This window comes from Paenibacillus hamazuiensis (assembly GCF_023276405.1).
GTDB classification, from domain to species: Bacteria; Bacillota; Bacilli; order Paenibacillales; family NBRC-103111; genus Paenibacillus_AF; species Paenibacillus_AF hamazuiensis.
This window is the reverse complement of record NZ_JALRMO010000001.1, coordinates 4,210,402-4,227,423: the sequence shown is the minus strand read 5'-3', so window position 1 is coordinate 4,227,423 and position 17,022 is coordinate 4,210,402. Positions and strand designations below refer to the sequence as shown.

General features: G+C 50.1%; 13 protein-coding genes. 12 read left to right on the top strand and 1 reads right to left on the bottom strand.

Translation table 11 applies throughout. The annotated features are described in order from the left end of the window. Window positions 1-30 precede the first annotated feature (30 nt). From MYS68_RS18420 to MYS68_RS18385, 8 genes are all read left to right on the top strand, one after another. Window positions 31-897: a carbohydrate ABC transporter permease gene (locus tag MYS68_RS18420; protein WP_248930950.1), complete on the top strand. Its 867-nt coding sequence runs from the start codon at window positions 31-33 to the stop codon at window positions 895-897. Between the two features lie 423 nt (window positions 898-1,320). Then, window positions 1,321-2,970 carry a 3-keto-alpha-glucoside-1,2-lyase-like domain-containing protein gene (locus tag MYS68_RS18415; protein ID WP_248927241.1) on the top strand — a complete coding sequence of 550 codons (1,650 nt, stop codon included), beginning with the start codon at window positions 1,321-1,323 and terminating at the stop codon, window positions 2,968-2,970. Between the two features lie 261 nt (window positions 2,971-3,231). Beyond that, window positions 3,232-4,527, top strand: coding sequence for an ABC transporter substrate-binding protein (locus tag MYS68_RS18410; protein ID WP_248927240.1), 1,296 nt, complete (start codon window positions 3,232-3,234; stop codon window positions 4,525-4,527). Between the two features lie 88 nt (window positions 4,528-4,615). Further along, complete coding sequence (locus MYS68_RS18405; RefSeq protein ID WP_248927239.1) at window positions 4,616-5,536, top strand: carbohydrate ABC transporter permease; 921 nt, start codon at window positions 4,616-4,618, stop codon at window positions 5,534-5,536. Between the two features lie 12 nt (window positions 5,537-5,548). Next, the gene (locus MYS68_RS18400) at window positions 5,549-6,361 is read left to right on the top strand and encodes a carbohydrate ABC transporter permease (RefSeq protein ID WP_248927238.1); all 813 of its coding nucleotides are present in this window, start codon (window positions 5,549-5,551) and stop codon (window positions 6,359-6,361) included. 36 nt (window positions 6,362-6,397) lie between these two features. After that, window positions 6,398-8,242, top strand: a complete 1,845-nt coding sequence (locus MYS68_RS18395) for a cache domain-containing sensor histidine kinase (protein WP_248927237.1) — start codon at window positions 6,398-6,400, stop codon at window positions 8,240-8,242. A gap of 11 nt (window positions 8,243-8,253) precedes the next feature. Next, entirely contained in the window at window positions 8,254-9,840 is a 1,587-nt protein-coding gene (locus tag MYS68_RS18390) for a response regulator (RefSeq protein WP_248927236.1), read from the top strand. A gap of 80 nt (window positions 9,841-9,920) precedes the next feature. Next, a complete protein-coding gene (locus MYS68_RS18385; protein ID WP_248930949.1) occupies window positions 9,921-11,222 on the top strand; it encodes an ABC transporter substrate-binding protein in 1,302 nt (433 codons plus the stop codon). An 87-nt stretch (window positions 11,223-11,309) separates the two neighbouring features. Here the strand turns inward: MYS68_RS18385 and MYS68_RS18380 are convergent, their stop codons facing one another. Next, the gene (locus MYS68_RS18380; protein ID WP_248927235.1) at window positions 11,310-13,073 is read right to left on the bottom strand and encodes a glycoside hydrolase family 2 protein; all 1,764 of its coding nucleotides are present in this window, start codon (window positions 13,071-13,073) and stop codon (window positions 11,310-11,312) included. Between the two features lie 183 nt (window positions 13,074-13,256). On the opposite strand from MYS68_RS18380, the gene MYS68_RS18375 reads away from it, so the two are divergent. The 4 genes from MYS68_RS18375 to MYS68_RS18360 all read left to right on the top strand — a co-directional run bounded on the left by MYS68_RS18375 (window position 13,257) and on the right by MYS68_RS18360 (window position 16,971). Beyond that, complete coding sequence (locus MYS68_RS18375; RefSeq protein ID WP_248927234.1) at window positions 13,257-14,174, top strand: ArsR/SmtB family transcription factor; 918 nt, start codon at window positions 13,257-13,259, stop codon at window positions 14,172-14,174. Window positions 14,175-14,342: 168 nt separating this feature from the next. Further along, window positions 14,343-14,654 carry a hypothetical protein gene (locus MYS68_RS18370; RefSeq protein WP_248927233.1) on the top strand — a complete coding sequence of 104 codons (312 nt, stop codon included), beginning with the start codon at window positions 14,343-14,345 and terminating at the stop codon, window positions 14,652-14,654. Between the two features lie 276 nt (window positions 14,655-14,930). Continuing rightward, window positions 14,931-15,932: a LacI family DNA-binding transcriptional regulator gene (locus MYS68_RS18365; protein WP_248927232.1), complete on the top strand. Its 1,002-nt coding sequence runs from the start codon at window positions 14,931-14,933 to the stop codon at window positions 15,930-15,932. A 61-nt stretch (window positions 15,933-15,993) separates the two neighbouring features. Beyond that, on the top strand, window positions 15,994-16,971 hold the full coding sequence (locus MYS68_RS18360) for a substrate-binding domain-containing protein (RefSeq protein WP_248927231.1): 978 nt from the start codon (window positions 15,994-15,996) through the stop codon (window positions 16,969-16,971). Window positions 16,972-17,022: the final 51 nt, after the last annotated feature.

The window sequence follows — 17,022 nt, the reverse complement described above, 5'->3', positions numbered from 1 at the left end:
GAAAAGGAGACTCCGATGAGAAACGAGACGATGGGATATGCGGCGAAGCCGGCCGCCTGGTCCGGCAGGCTGCCGGGCCGCCTCGGGTACGGCATTTTATATATCGCGCTGGCGGGAATTGCCGCCATTCAGGTGCTTCCCCTTTTGTGGCTGCTGTTGTTTTCGTTGAAAAACAGCCAGGAAGTATTCAACCTGGCGCCTTTTGCCCTGCCGGAAAAGCTGCGCTGGGAAAATTATGAGAAGGTATGGACCCAGGGGCATATCAGCACGTACTTTTTCAACAGCGTCTGGATGACGGTGGTCGCCGTTGCGGTGACCGTGCTGCTTGCCAGCTTCGTGACGTTCGCCGTGACGCGAATGAAGTGGCGGCTGCGATCGTTCGTGCTGGGTTTGTTTATGGTGGGGCTGATGATTCCCGTGCACTCCACGCTGATTCCGCTGTTCAGCCTGTTTACCAAGCTGCATCTGACCAATCAGCCGATGTCGGTCATTTTGTCGTATATCGCGTTTAATTTACCGATTACGATTATGATCAAGCTGGGCTTTTATTACACGCTTCCGCGGGAGGTGGAGGAGGCGGCCGTTATGGACGGCTGCTCCGTGTATCGGCTGTTTGCCGGCATAACGCTGCCGATGACGGCATCGGTCATTTCAACCGCGGTTATCATCAACATGATCTATAACTGGAACGAGTTTATTTTCGTCAATACGTTCATCAGCTCGGACAAATTCAAGACGTTAACCGTCGGGGTGCAAAATTTCGTCGGTCAGTATACGACGGACTGGGGGGCGATCGGCGCTACGCTTATGATCAGCATCATTCCGATCCTGCTCGCTTTCATCCTGCTCAGCAACCGGATCGTGGAAGGGATCGCGGCGGGATCGGTGAAGGGATAGGCATCCAAGGACAAAGGACAGGCGGCATCCAAGCGGCGCGAGCAGAAGCAAACATGCCCGGAGTGGGAGATTCCCACCCGGGCTTTTTCCCGTGGCGCGGGGTTGAAGTTTCGTGAAGCGAGGAAAGATTCGATTGAATTTGCGACGATCGTAAATTTGTCCCCCTGGTTTCTTAATGCAAGCTTGAGAAGCGCCGGAAATCATAATATTGTTCACCCAATGCGTGCAGATTTTAGGTTTTGGCAGTCTGAGAGGATCGTTACACTATGAAATGTAAACCCTTACATGTCGGATGGCTGTAAACGTTCATGTAAGGGGGTTACAGCGTGGAAACTTTCGATTGGAAGGAGGGGCATTTAATAGAAGGAGTCGTGATAGGCCTGGCGGATCTCCGTGTTTTATTATTTTTGAGGAGGTAATGGAATGGTTAAAAAAAGTTTGTCCGCTTTGTCAGTTACGCTGATCTTCTTCATGGTGATCGGCGTGGTCCCGGTTTTCGCCTCGAATGGACCTATTACATGGGGAACCACGGCAACGGTGACGAACATCAACACCTTTACGGATGCCGGTCCCGACGCCCGCGGAATCAGACCCGGTACATTCGGCTCGGAATATCCGCGGATGTTGAAGCTGGCTAACGGAAACTGGCTTGCCGTCGCGGCGATTTATGACAATAACGGTTATACCAAGGTATCGTGGGGCGGCACGCGCCTGCAGGTGTTCCGCAGTACGGACAACTGCCGGACATGGAGCTTGGCGGCCACGCTTTGGGAGGACGGACGGGACCTGGATAACGGCCAGTTAGCGCAGCTGCCGAACGGGGATATTTTACTTGCGATGCGCTCCGTCCGTTGGCAGGAATCTTACCAGCTGAAAGTGTATAAAAGCACGAATGGGGGATCGAACTGGAGTTATTTAAGCACCATCGATGAAAATAACGGCACACCGGGATCTCTTGGCAACCCGGACAAAGGGGTCTACGAACCGCATATGGGCTTTTTAAACGACGGTTCGCTGGCGGTGATGTATGCGAATGAGAAACACGTGACGGAAAATCCGTCTTACAGCCAGATCATTTCGGAGAAAATTTCCACCAACGGGGGAGCCAGTTGGGGCAGCGAAATTTTTGTAGCGTGGGATCCGGGCAACTCCGCATCCCGCCCCGGCATGCCTGTTTGGACGAAAATGGCGAATGGACAGTACATCGTATCTTTCGAAGTATGCGGCACGCAGGGCTGCAACATTTTTTATAAAAAAAGCGGCGACGGAAAGACGTGGTCCAGCGGCATCGGCACGAAAGTTTCGACCAATCAACACGGCGGGCCGTACATTATTTCCTTGACGGACGGAAGACTTGTGCTTAGCTCGAATTCAAACGTGATTTCAATCAGCAACGACTTCGGCAATACTTGGTACGACAACGACGTGCCGGCTTTCGGCAATACGTTATGGGGAGCCATTTATCAAACGGCGGCGAACGAGATTGCGTTTATTGATTCCGTCGACCGCAGCGTCGGCGGGCACAATATTCAAGTCCGGTTCGGCACGCTGACGACGGCGTATACCAACGATTTTGCTTCGAACGATAACGGCTGGGTTCGTTACGGGGGAAGCTGGAATGTGAGCGGAGGTACGTATAATCTGACCTCGGGCAGTGCGGACAAGTCGGTTCTTACCCCATACCCTTCCGGCCGAAACTACACGCTGGAAGGGGATATCAAGCTGAATAACGCAGGTCAGGGCAGCCTGATCTTCAACGTGACGAATCCTTCAACGGGAACGGACAGCCTCAAGGGTTATGGGGCCGGCATTGATACGGAGGGCCTCGTTTGGCTGGGGCGGTTCAACAACAATTGGACACCGCTGAGTACGGTGAATGCGGCGATCGCAGTCAATACCTGGTACCATATGAAAGTGGTTGTAAACAACGGCAATATCAAAGTGTACGTTGGCGATATGACAACGCCGAAGATCAGCTTTGACGATGCGACTTATACGAACGGTACGGTCGGCGTGCGCGGCGGGTTCGGCAACAGCGTCAGCTTCGACAATATCAAGGTAAACAATCAATGAGCGCGAGCAGAGGAGCCTCCGGGCTCCTCTTTATTTTTGCCTAGGGAGGATATTACATTTCGCCACTCATCGTAAGATCGTCTACCTTCGCCGCTTCTTTCACCGCGCAGACCTTAAATTTGTTCCCCCAAGTCGATCTTTTTATCGGTTCAGGACAAACGTTAATCGCTGTAAAGTATTAACCGAGAGGGAGACTTTTTACGCGAGTATGGAAGGGCTTTCTCCAATCATAAATCAGCGAGAGAGGGGTTTACAAAACAAATGAAAAAGAAGTTAACGAGCATGTTGACGGCAAGTATCGCGCTTGCCCTCGTCGTATCGGGCTGCTCGAGCCCGAAAGAAAGCGGTGCCAAAACCGTGGACTCGCCGGCAGCGGAAACGAAAGCGAACGGCCCGGTGGAAATTACGTTTTGGAATATGTTTGGCGGCGGTGAAGGCGATTTCGTCGATCAAATCATTAAAGGCTTCAACGAGTCCCAGAAGGAAGTGACCGTCAAGCAGCTCCGTCTGGAGTCCAACGAATACTATGCCAAGCTCGGCACGGCGTTATCTTCATCCAAAGGGCCGGACGTGGCGGTCGCTCACGTGGACCGCATCTCGCCTTTCGTAAAAGCGAAGCAGATCGTGCCCGTCGATCAACTGGCGACCAAGGTCGGATTTGATTTGAAGCAGATTGCGGACTCCAACATGAAAAGCGTCACCTATGACGGCAAGCCGTACGCCATTCCGCTCGATACGCATTTCCACATGTTTTATTACAATAAGGATCTGCTCAAAAAAGCCGATCTTCTGAACGATGACGGCACTCCCAAATTGGGCGATCTCTCGCCGGAAGGATTTAAGAAGACACTCGCACAAATCCAGGCTAAAGTGCCCGATGTGCAGGCGCTGGCGGTAAATACGCCTTATTTTCAAGAGCCTTTCCTGAATTTGTACTACGAAGCCGGCGGCGACTTGCTCAATGCGGATTTAACCAAAGCGGCGATCAACAACGATAAGGCACTCAGCGTATTGAAATTTTATTTGGATCTGTACAAGAACAAATACAGCGATGTGAACGACAAAAACCCGTGGGATTCATTCCACAACGGGAAAGCGGCGTTATGGTTCGGCGGCGTATGGGAAGCCGGGCTGCTGCTGGGCGATAAATCGCAGAACATCGGCGCCATGCCGCTTCCGGCGATTTTCGGCAGCCAGACGCATTGGGGCAGCTCGCACTTGCTTGTCGTTCCGTCGTATGTCACTCCCGAGAAGCAAGAGGCGGCGGCGAAGTTCATGAAGTACTTCTCGGCGGTTGGCGGCAAAACGTGGGCGCAAGCAGGACATGTACCGGCGAACAGCGCGGTTACATCGAGCGACGAGTACAAGAAGCTGCCGTACAGAAGTTTCTTTCTTGAAGCTCAAAAAACGGTGAAGTTCGCACCGAAAACCGACAAATACACGACGATTATAACGACGGTATCCGAAGTGCTGCAAAACATCGTTTTCGGCAAGCAAACGCCTGAGGAAGGCTTGAAAAACATGGAGAAACAAATCAACGATATTTTAGCCAACTAATCTTGCGGTTAGAAGCGGGTGAGGCTTCCGGCTTGGAACTAGGGCAGCCTCATCCGCGTTTTGCAGAAAGAGACAAGGAGAATAACCAATGGATACAAAGGTGAGAGAAAGCGAAGGGACATTGGTCCTCCGCAAACCATATGCATTAAGCTTTCTAAACGAATTAAAAGCGATCGTTTATCTGCTGCCGTTCCTCATTCCGTTTGCTGTCTTCTATCTTTGGCCGGTATGCCGCGGGGCCTGGATGAGTCTGCACGTCTGGGGCATTCAAGGGATGCAGAAGTTTGTAGGATTCGGAAATTATAAAAGGATTTTCACCGACCAAGACTTTTACTTGTATGTATGGCACTCTTTTTATTTTGTACTCATCTGCACGCCTACCGTTATCGCGCTCGGCCTTGCGCTGGCCCTGTTGATTAACCAAAATATCCGGTTTCGCACGGCCATCCGCTCCATGTTTTTTCTCCCTTATGTGCTGTCTGTCTCCGTCATCAGTTTTATTTGGCTGCGGCTGTTCGACCCTAAGTACGGTCCGATTAATGCGCTGCTTAAGCTCGTGGGTCTGCCCGGAGATATCCCATGGCTGACCGACAAACATTTTGCATGGTGGGCCATTACGCTGACGACGGATTGGTGGACGGTAGGATTCGTGATGGTGTTGTTTCTGGCCGGTTTGCAGGAAATACCGACGGATCATTACGAAGCTGCGAAAATAGATGGCGCAGGCACCTGGAAGCAATTTTGGCATATTACGCTGCCGGGTTTGTCGAGAGTCATGAAAATACAGGTGTTTTACCAGATCATCGCGAGTTTGAAGCTGTTCGGGCAAGTGCAAATCATGACGGGCGGCGGTCCGGGAGACTCCACGAATACGATGATCCGCTACATTTATGTCACCGGTTTTAAAAAAGATATGTTCGGTCTTGCTTCCGCGCAGTCCATCGTATTTTGCCTTATCATGCTGCTGATCGCAGCGATTCAACTTAAATTAACGGACAGTAAAGACTGACGGAGGTTGAACATGAAATCGATCGCGCTTAATGTCATCGCCGTGGTGCTCGCCATACTATTTATTTTTCCGCTCATCTGGATGCTGCTCGTGTCTCTTAAACCGGATGGAGTCCATGTCTATACGCCCCACGATTGGCTCAAATTTTCGGATCTGAATGTAAACAATTATGTGAAGCTCATTAAGGATTCGCCCATTTTGAGATGGACCTGGAACAGCGCGGTGATCGGTGTGCTGACGACGGTGCTTTCGTTACTGCTCAGCTCGCTCGCGGCATTCTCCTTCTCCAAACTGCCCTTTAAATCGAGAGCATGGTTCTATCTGCTGATCGTATCGGGCCTGCTCATTCCAACCGAAGCGATACTCATTCCGCTTTATGAAACGGCTCTGCACCTTAAGCTCATTGATAACATTTGGGCCATTATTCTTCCGGGGCTTACGAATCCCGTCGGCATCCTGCTGCTCAAGCAGTTCATGGATGGGGTCCCCAAGGATTATATCGAGGCGGCGCAGCTGGACGGGTGCAGGAATTTCGCCCTCTGGTGGCGGATTTGCCTTCCGCTTACGAGATCGGCTATGGTATCGGTGGGCATATTTTTCTTCATCTTATCGTGGAACAATTTTCTGTGGCCTTATTTGTCGATTACCTCACAGGAAAACATGATCTTATCGGCAGGACTTCCCACCTTTTTGTCGAATAATACGATGTCCTTAAATCTGATTATGGCGGCCAGCGCGCTTGCTGCGATTCCAACCATTCTGGTGTTCGCGATTTTGCAGCGTCATATCGTTCAAGGGGTGGCCATGTCGGGAATTAAAGGTTAACCCGGCTTCCCCCTAACTGGAAAGGGGGCTTCATCATTGACCCGGACATCAGGAACTTTCGGCCGATCCCGGTGGAATCGATTTATTTCATGGTTGCATATATGGACGAGCAGCATACGCTACAAATGGATGCTGCTTTTATTTCTTTTTTCGTTAACTCCTTTGCTCGCCATGGGGTTTATTTCTTATTCCATTTCCAAATCGGCGATAAATCATAAGGTGACGGAATACTCCGAACAGCTGCTGAAGCAAACGGCCGAGAACATAGATACCCGGCTGGGGATTTATAAAGATATGATGATGCAGGTCGTGAACAATAACGAAATCGTCTCCATGCTGCGGACGCTTGACAGCACACAAGGGGCACCGTATGACCTGGACAGCCTGACCCTGACGACGAAGTTATCGACGATCATTGCGATCAATCAGGACTTTCAATCGATCTCCTTTATATCCCCGAAGCATTATATAAAAGGAATTTACCGCTGGGGCGACCGCTCGAACGAAAAAGTGGCTCCGTTTCTGCAGACGCTGGAGGACGGAAGCAATTTTCGCTGGTTTCCGACCAGGCTGGGCACGTATGTAGACAGTTTAAATTCACAGAGTGTCCACGTGTTCTCGCTGGCCAAACAGATTTACAAGACGACGGACGACAGTCCGATCGGCATTGTTGCGGTGCTGGACATTCGCGAGGACGTGCTGAAGGAAATCGGCGCTAAAACGACGAAGAGCAACATCGATATCCAAAGTTTCGTCATCGACGGCAACGGACAAATCATTTCGTACCCGGACAGCCGGTTCCTGGGCAGCAGTGTGAAGACGGTCTTGGGCGAAAACGGTTACACGCAAATCGCACGGTCTCCCTTGGAAGAGTCCGGCTTTCCGCTTGAGAACGACGGTCAACGGCTGATCGTGAATTATAAAAAATTGCATACCAACGACTGGACCGTTGTGAATGTGATCTCGGAATCGTCCTTGTATAAGGACTCCAATCGGCTGCTGCAAATCATTATGATCATAGCGGCCATCTGTATTCTTTTTTCAATCCTGACGGCCATGTTCTTGGCCAATTCCATTTCCAGGCCTATCTTGAACATGATTCGTATGATGCGGCAGGTGATGTCGGGAGATTTAAGCGTTCGTTTCAAGGCGAAGCCGCGCAACGACGAATTTGATATATTGGGTGAAAATTTCAACTACATGGTCACCAGAATCGACGAGCTGCTCAAGACGGTTTATGAAGAACAGAATCATAAACGGGTGGCGGAGCTCAAAGCGCTGCAGGCGCAAATCAATCCTCATTTTCTGTATAATACGCTGGATATCATCAAATGGACGGCGCTGCTGCAGAAGGCGAATCATGCTGCGGAAATGGTCAGCCTGCTGTCGCGACTGCTCCGGATCAGTCTGGGCAAGGGAGAAGAAACGGTCACGGTTGAAGAAGAAATCGAGCATGTCCAATGTTACCTCGGAATTCAGAGGTTCAGGTTTAACTTTCATATTGAAACGTTTATTCATCTTGACGAGGGTGTTCATAGACTCCGGACGCCGAAGCTGATTTTGCAGCCGATTGTGGAGAATGCGATACTCCATGCCTTCACGGACCGGGAGACGGGCGGGGTGATTCATATCAGCTGCACGCACCATCCCGGAGCCGGCATCCGGTTTGAAGTGGCGGATAATGGGCGCGGGATGGAACAGACCGATGTAAGAGGCTACAATATGAATCGGGAGTCATCCGGTGAAAAAACAGGCGGTATCGGCCTGGCCAATGTGGATGAGCGGATCAAGCTGATTTGCGGTAAACAATATGGCATTGACATTATAAGCGAGCCCGGAGCCGGTACGCGGATCGGTATTCGGCTTCCTTATATGGAGTAGGGGGGATCCTTATGCTTCGCGTTGTGATTGTCGAAGACGAATATATTGTCAGGTACGGAATTCGCTCTATGATCGATTGGGAAAAGGTGGGATTAACCGTTATCGGCGAAGCTTCCAACGGACAGGAGGCCCTTGATCTCATCAGGCGGGAGCCGCCGGATATTCTGATCACCGACATTAAGATGCCGGTGATGGACGGACTGGCTTTAATAGGGGAAGTACGGAAAATAAGTCCGCACATGAAAATATTGATTCTCAGCAATTTGGAGGATTTTCAATACGCCAAGGAAGCGATCCGTTACGGGGTTTCGGAGTATTTAATCAAGTCGGATATGATGCCGCGGGATTTTGAAGAGGCCTTGATGAAGGTGAAGGAAGCTATTGAAGAAACCACTTCGATTAGCGTTGAGAAGCGGTCGGCAGCGGTTGAGCCCATGTTAAAAGAAAAGCTTCTGCTTGAGCTTGTTCAAGGCTCCCCGGCAGATTCCGAGCGGATACAAAATTCGATTGAAAGCCTGGGACTTCAGGATAACAGGCTGCCGATGTATGTGCTGCATCTCAGCAAGAACGCTTTGCAGCTCAGTGTCACGGAAGAGCAGGCCTATATAAGAAAGGCGTTGGAAAGCGTTGTGGCCGACGAACATGGCGCCGGCTGCGAAATGTTTCCCGATAAGCAGGGCGAAATGAATGTCATTTTATTTTCAGGCGCAGAAATCATTTTAGGTTCAAAGGCCGTGAGGGAGATTGCCGAGGCGCTCCTCGCTCATCTTATGGATAGCTATGCGATGGTTTGCACGATTGGGGTCAGCGGTGGGATCTTATCTTGGGGCGAGCTGCACCACGCTTATGAGCAAGCTTTGTCCGCGGCCAAGCATAAGATGTTTGTCGGCAGCGGCAAAGTCATTGTGTACGGCGTGGATTATGTTCCGGCAGAAAGCCGGCATGCCGAGAATCTGAAAGTCAGCACCAATCATATTCATTCCATGGTTTACGCTTATCAGTCCAAGGAATTGCAGGCGTACTTGGAAGATTTGTTCGGGCAGCTCGCTTCCCGCAAAGATCCCGAAATGGTGCACATCATATCTTTGGAGCTCTTGATTCTGCTTACGACCCTTTGGTCGGATGTATCCAGCGATCAGCGGAGCGTTCTTGATTTGAAGAAGCAATACTTCGAAGAGCTTTCCAAGCTCGAGACGATCGAGATGAGCAAGGCCTGGTTCCTGCAAGCATTCGAGGAGCTTGTCCGGCACATGATTCAAGTTTATAATAACGACCGTAACCGTATCGTTAAAGCGGCGCAATATATGCAGCAGCACTACCAAGAGGAAATTTCTTTGCATTCGATCAGCAGTTTGGTGCATTTAAGCAAAAATTATTTTGCCAACCTGTTCAAAAAAGAAATGGGCGAAAGTTTTCTGGAGCATTTAACGCGCATTCGCATCGAGAAAGCCAAGGAATTGCTGAGAAGCGAGCTCAAGACGGCGGACATAGGACATCTGGTGGGGATCCCGGATCCTAAATATTTTTCCAAGGTGTTTAAAAAAATCGTTTACGTTTCCCCCTCGGAATATCGGAATCGGTTTAGAGGAGAAAGCTAGCCGTCCCTTTCCCCTTGAATTTCACTGCAAACGCTTACTGTTCAACAAAGCAGGTTTGCTTAGGAGCGATGATCATTTTGATGTTCATAAAGCGTGAACGCCTTATCGTACCGCTCGTTTTCATGCTGATGCTCACCTTGTCGGGGTGCTTGAACACCCCGGATGGGAGTGCGGAGCAAGCCACGGCAAACAAAGAATGGAAGCCGGAAAACCAACCCCCCGTCGAGATTTGGTTTTGGAATCCGTTCGGCGGCGGAGAAGGAGATTTTGCCGGGCAAATCATTCAAAGCTTTAACGCTTCGCAGAAACAGGTTTTCGTCAAGCAGCTTCGTCTGGAATCCAACGAGTATTACGTGAAGCTGAGTACGGCGCTATCTTCCGGGAAGGGGCCGGATGTCGCCGTTGTGCATGCCGATCGAATACTGCCCTTCGTCAAGGCGAAGCAGATAACGTCGCTTGATAGTTTGGCAGGCGAAGCGGGTTTTGATTTCAGAGCAATTGAAGACGCCAACATGCGGGATGTGATCTTCCAGGGCAAACCTTATGCGGTACCGATCGATACGCATTTTCACATGCTGTATTATAACAAAACGATTCTGCAAAAAGCCGGTTTGCTGAATGAGGATGACACCCCGAAGCTCGGTGAGCTTTCCCCGGAAGGCTTCATCCGCATGCTGCGGCAAATTCAAACGAAAGTCCCGGGCGTTCAGCCTTTCGCGGTGAACACGCCTTTCTTTCAGGAGCCGTTTCTGGACTTGTATTATGAAGCGGGCGGCGACTTGCTCAGTCCGGATATGACGAAAGCGGCGATCAACAATGAAAAAGCGCTAAGCGTGTTGAAATTTTACCAGCAGCTTTATGCCAATCGTTTGACCGATTTAAGCGATAAAACCCCGTGGGATTCCTTCCACGAGGGGAAAGCCGCACTATGGTTCGGAGGCGTCTGGGAAGCTGGCCATCATTTAAGCGAAAAGTCTTTGCAGGCAGGCATTATGCCCCTTCCGCCCATATTCGGCAGCCCTATGCATTGGGGCAGCTCCCACACGCTGGTGGTCCCCGCTTATGTGAAAAAGGAAAAGCGGCTTGCGGCAATGACGTTTATGAAATATTTTTCCGAAGTCGGCGGGACCACCTGGGGGGAGGCCGGACATGTGCCGGCGAATCGGGCGGTCGTGCAAAGCGAGGCGTACCGGCAGATGCCGTACCGCAAGCTGTTCATCGAAGCGCGGCATCATGTGAAATTTGCGCCGCAAAGCGACAAATATACGGCGATCTATACAACGCTTTCCGAGGATCTCCAAAGCATCGTACTTAAGGGGCTCGATCCGCAAGAAGGACTCGCGGCGCTGGAGAAGAAGATCAACGATATATTAGCCTATTAAAATGCAGCGAAGAAGTCCTTGACTGCCAAGGACTTCTTCGCTTTGCGGGCCAAATCTTGCTTAGCTGCGAGTTGATGGGCTGGTTTATTACTCCGCTTCGATGCTCGGCTTTTGGCCTTCGTTGATTTGGCGAATCCACTCCAAAGGAATCTTCGGCTTGCGGTCGTAGGTAAGCAGCCCGTTGATCTCCTGCTCCACGTCCGTCAGCTGGGTATAGCAGAAGCCCTGCACAACCGGGGATTGCAGAAGAGGATGCACGACGGCCGTCAGGCGGTTGACAAAATCCTCGTCGCTGGCGGCCGAGGAGTAACCCCAGCCTTCCCAGTCGCTCTTGCGGAAGGAGATTCCGCCGAACTCGGAGACGATGATCGGTTCGTTCTCGTATTTATAGCCCGGAACATAAATCCAGCGGCGGCCCGGCTTCGCGCCGACTGCCTTCACCGCGGAGCTGTACCGCTCTGCAAGCACCTCTTCTTTGCTCTCGTAATCGTGGATCGTGCACAAGTCCGATTTTACATGCTCCCAGCCGTCGTTGGATATGACCGGACGTGTCGCATCGAGCGATTTGGTCAAATAATACATCGACAGGGCATGAAATTGCTGAAGCGAATCGACCAGGATGTTAGGAACTCCCCAGCTTTCGTTGATCGGCACCCAAGCCACAATGCAGGGATGGTTGTAATCCCGGTCGATTGCTTCGATCCACTCTTTCGTAACCCTTTCGACATAACGCTCCGAGTAGGCATAGGCGTTGGCCATTTCGCCCCACACGAGCAATCCGAGCTTATCGCACCAATACAAATAACGCGGATCTTCGACTTTTTGATGCTTGCGTGCTCCGTTGAAACCCATCGCCTTGGTCAATTCCACATCTTGTCGGATGGCGTCGTCGGAAGGGGGCGTCAAAAGACCGTCCGGAAAATATCCTTGATCGAGAACGAGCTTCATATAATAGGGTCTGTTGTTCAAAAGAAGCTGCCCGTCCACCACCGATATTTTTCTCATTCCAAAATAACTTCGAACGCGATCCACCTCCCGGCCGTCAACGGTCACAATAAATTCGATATCGTACAAGTTCGGTTTTTCCGGTGTCCACCAGCGTCCGAGCCCGTGGTCGTTAAAATCGTGAAGTTTAATCGTTCTCGCTTCTTCCTCTTGCTGCAGCAAAATGACGTCTTCGGCCACGATTTCTCCGCCAAACGATACGATTGTTTTAAGCATGGCGCCAGACTGTTTGAGCGGGCCGTTAAAGAACGCGCGCACGTGAATTTCGTTGCGGTCAATATCCGGTGTCAGCTTTGTCTTGGCCAAATAAATGTCATGTACGGGTTCCAACCAAACGGTCTGCCAAATACCGGTCGTACGTGTGTAAAATATGCCGCGCGATTTCTCCTCCCAATACTGCTTGCCCCGGGGAAGCGTAACATCCTTGCTGTAGTCCTGCGCGCGGACAACAATCGAATTGCTGCCGTCTTGCAAAGCGCCGGTGATGTCCGCGGAAAAAGGGGTATGTCCGCCTTCGTGCGCGGCAACCAGTTTGCCGTTTACCCATACGCGGGCATCGTAATCGACAGCGCCGAAGTGAAGCAGGACCCGCTTTCCCGCAAATTCGGGCGGCAGCGTCACGTCCTTGCGATACCAGACGATGTCATGAAATTCCGTTTCGCCAATTCCGCTAAGCTTGCTTTGGTAGCAAAACGGAACCTGGATGCGCCTGCCCATCGTCCTCCCCTCATACCAGGTCTGACGAATGCCTTCATCCTGATCGTCGTAGTCAAACTGCCATTCGCCGTTCAAGTTAAGCCAGTCGTTTCTGATAAATTGAGGACGCGGGTATTCCGGTCTAAGCATATTTTTCCACCTCGTAGACATTATGATATTCATATATACATTGTAATATTACAATATACATATGAATATGTAAATGATTTTAAAGCGGTTACATATAATTTTCCTTATGACCATCGATATTTTGCAATGTACGGGGAAAACAGGTACACTTACAAAAGAACAAACTGCCAAGGAGTGTATCCGTTGACGCAAACGAACGAATCGACGAAAAAAATAAGCGCCTCCCAGCTGCTGGAGGTAGCCAAGGCGCTTTCGAGCGAATTGCGGCTGCGAATATTGGAAGCTGTCAGTGAAAGACCGATGAGCGTCACCGAGCTTAGCAAACATCTGGGCGTCGCCCAGCCTACCGTAACCTTGAATATACAAATGCTGGAGGCTGCCGGACTGATCGAATCCGAGCAGAAGCTCGGGAAAGGGAAGATTTGCTCGCGGAGCAGCGATTATTTGCTTCTGGAGCTTCCCAGCGTCCCCATCGACATAGCCGAGCATTTGCAAACGATGGAGATGCCCGTAGGCATGTTCACGGATTTTCTCGTCAAAGCTCCTTGCGGGCTGGTCGGCAGGGAAGGGCTTATCGGCTACGCCGACGATCCGCGCACCTTTTATTTGCCGGAGCGAGCGGATGCGCAGCTCGTCTGGTTCAGCGAGGACGGATTTCTGGAGTATCGCTTCCCGAGCCTGCTACCCGCGCAATCCGGATTTTCATCCATCTCCATAAGCGCCGAAATCTGCTCCGAATATTTGGGATATAATGATGATTGGCTTTCCGACATTACTTTATTTGTGAACGGGCTGGAAATAGGAACATATACGAGCCCCGGCGATTTCGGCAGCTCGAAAGGGGCTTTGACTCCGGGGTGGTGGTACGGGGGAACGCAATACGGCAGCTTGACCGAGTGGACCATCGGTCCGACCGGCAGTCAGCTTAACGGCGAGCGCATCTCCGACGTGTGCCTGGAGCATTTGCAGCTGAGCGAGCAAAAACCGATCGTTATCCGCTTTGAAGTGAAAGCGGACGCCGCCCACCGCGGCGGACTCAATATTTTCGGCGCGGACTTCGGCAACGCCGCACAAGCGATCCGTCTCAGCTTTATACGCTAGGGCGACCGCCGAAAGTTTCCTGCGATTTGACCGGCAATATTGTCGATCTGGTACAGACCGTCAGGCTGTATGTTGACGCGCCTTTGAAGCATGGGTAAAAAACGCATATCCATGTTTTGTTAAATTTGCTACAATGAATGGTAAATACGACCCAAGGAGGCGTTGACATTGAGTAGTTCCAGAGTGCTAAAATGGCTGACCGGGGCATTCGAATTGGTTCTGGCTATTCCTGTGCTGGGCGGAGTCATTGTGATGGGCAGCTCCTACACGGTGCTCGGAATCATGTTTATCCTGCACCTGATCACCTTGATTCTTTCAGCTAACAACAAAGAACCCTTTTATGGTTCCGTGCTCGGCATCATCACGTCGCTGCTCGCGTGGATACCGTTTCTGGGCTGGGTTTTACACCTGATTACGGGGATTTTGCTGATGGTGACCGGGGCCCAACGTCCGAAGTATGGTTCGCCCCCATCCTATTGAGGTATAGCTTGCCGCCCAAAACCCGCGTTTTATGAACATTACATCGAAGTAAGCGCCGAAGCGTCGACTCCATTCAGGGGTCGGCGTTTTTAATGATATACATTTTTTGAAACGATTCAATTTTATAAACCGAATTTAGCATGATATTGTAATAATTTTAATAAAACAGATTGACGAAAGCGCTTATCGGCAGTATATTAATAAATGCGCAATAGCATTTCGAGGCGAAATTAAATTGAAAAAATTGAATCGATTCAAGTGAGAGCGGTGAAACTATTGACAACCATTAAAGACGTGGCCAAACTGGCGGATGTCTCGGTCGGAACCGTATCGAGATATATCAACGGGTACAAAATAAAGGAAGATAACCGGCTGAAGATCGAAGATGCCATCGAACGGCTCAATTTCTCTTTAAACCCGATTGCTAGAGGGCTCAGAACCAATAAAACGTTTACTGTCGGCGTGCTTATACCAAGAATAAGCGATATTTTTTGCACGCAAGTGATTGAGGGGATGGAAGAAGTTTTAAACCCGCTGAATTATGGAATTGTCGTGTGCAGTTCAAACGAAAATGTTATGCAGGAGAAGGAAAAGCTCAAATATTTAAAAAATAAATGCGTGGACGGCGTGATCGTCATGCCTGTCACCTCTACGGAACTGCATGTTGACGAAATGACGGAAAGCGGCATCCCTGTTGTTTTGATCGATCGCCTGGTAGAAGGCCGCGAATTGGATGCCGTCGTATGCGATAACGTCAATGGGGCGTATTCAGCCGTCGAAATGATTATTAACAAAGGGCATCAAAAAATCGGAATTATCGCCGGGCCGCAAAAAATTTATACGGCGAAAGAACGGTTAACCGGTTATCTTCGCGCTTTAAACGATTACAACATTGAAGTGAACGAAGATTACATCGTCTATTCGGAGTATTCTAAATTGGGGGGGATCGAAGCTTTTGATCAACTGATGAGTCTCGAGGACAAGCCTACTGCGATTCTTACGACCAACTATCCTATAACGGTCAACTCGATGAAAGTTTTAATGGAAAAAGGGCTTCAAATGGGCAAGGATATATCGTTATGCGGATATGACCAAACGGAGCTTTTCCAAATGTTTAATCCGCCCGTATCCGTCGTCGTACAGCCTTCCCGGGAAATCGGCATCCAAGCCGCGGAAATTTTGTTAAAAAGAATAAACGGAGATTACAGCCGATTTCCACAAATTCAGCGTTTGAAGACGCAGCTTATAGCAACAGATTCGGTCAAAACGATGTTTTAGATCGAATTTTCCATAAAAAAATGTTGCATCCAGCTTAACCAAAAAAAGGAGGAAGAAAAAAATGAACAAGGTTTTAAATGGTGGTTTGAAAGCGCTTGTAGTTTCCAGTTTGTTTGTTATGGGGGCATGCGGAACTAACACGGGAGCAGGCAGTTCTACGTCTAAAGACGCCAACTCCGCTGCGTCGGGCCAAGGCTCGGGCGCTCATAAAATTGTAATTGGCGCCTCTTTATTGACTCAACAGCATCCTTTTTATGTTTCTCTGAAAAATGCAATGGAAACGGAAGCGAAAGCAAAAGGCGTCGATCTGCAAGTATCCGTTGCAAATCAAGACTTGAATAAGCAGTTGTCGGACATCGAAGACTTTATTACCAAAAAAGTGGATGCGATCGTTATGAGTCCTGTCGATTCGAAAGGCGTTGCAGGGGCGATCAGCAAAGCGAAAGCGGCTCATATCCCGGTAATTACAGTAGACATTCCGGCTGTGGGCGGTGAAACGGACGTTCACGTCGCTACCGACAACTTAACCGGCGGAAAGATTGCCGGCGAAGAAATGGCCAAAGCGATCGGCGATAAAGGAAAAGTCGCTATTATCAGTTATCCTACCGTACAATCGGTTGTTGACCGGGTGACAGGATTTAAGGAAGCTCTCGCCAAACATCCCAACATTAAAGTTGTCGCTGAACAGCCGGGCATTACAAGACCGGAGGCTTTGACGGCAGCTCAAAATATGATTCAATCGAACGGCGATCTGGCGGGGATCTTCGGCTTCGGTGACGACGCAGCATTGGCTGCAGTGGCTGCGATCAAATCGGCAGGCAAAGAAGATCAAATCAAAGTCATCGGTTTTGATGGGATGCAAGAAGCGAAAGATGCGGTTAAAAGCGAAAAATCGTTCTTCTCCGTTATCACGCAGCATCCGGATGAAATCGGCAAGCAAGGTGTAGATGCAGCGTTGAAAGTCATTAACAAAGAGCCCGTCGACAAATTGATTCCGATTACACCAGGCGTCTTCTCCAAGGACGGAGAGAAGAAATAATCCTTCGATGCCTTCCAGGTAGGTACCCGGGAAGGCTTCTCATTATCTCAT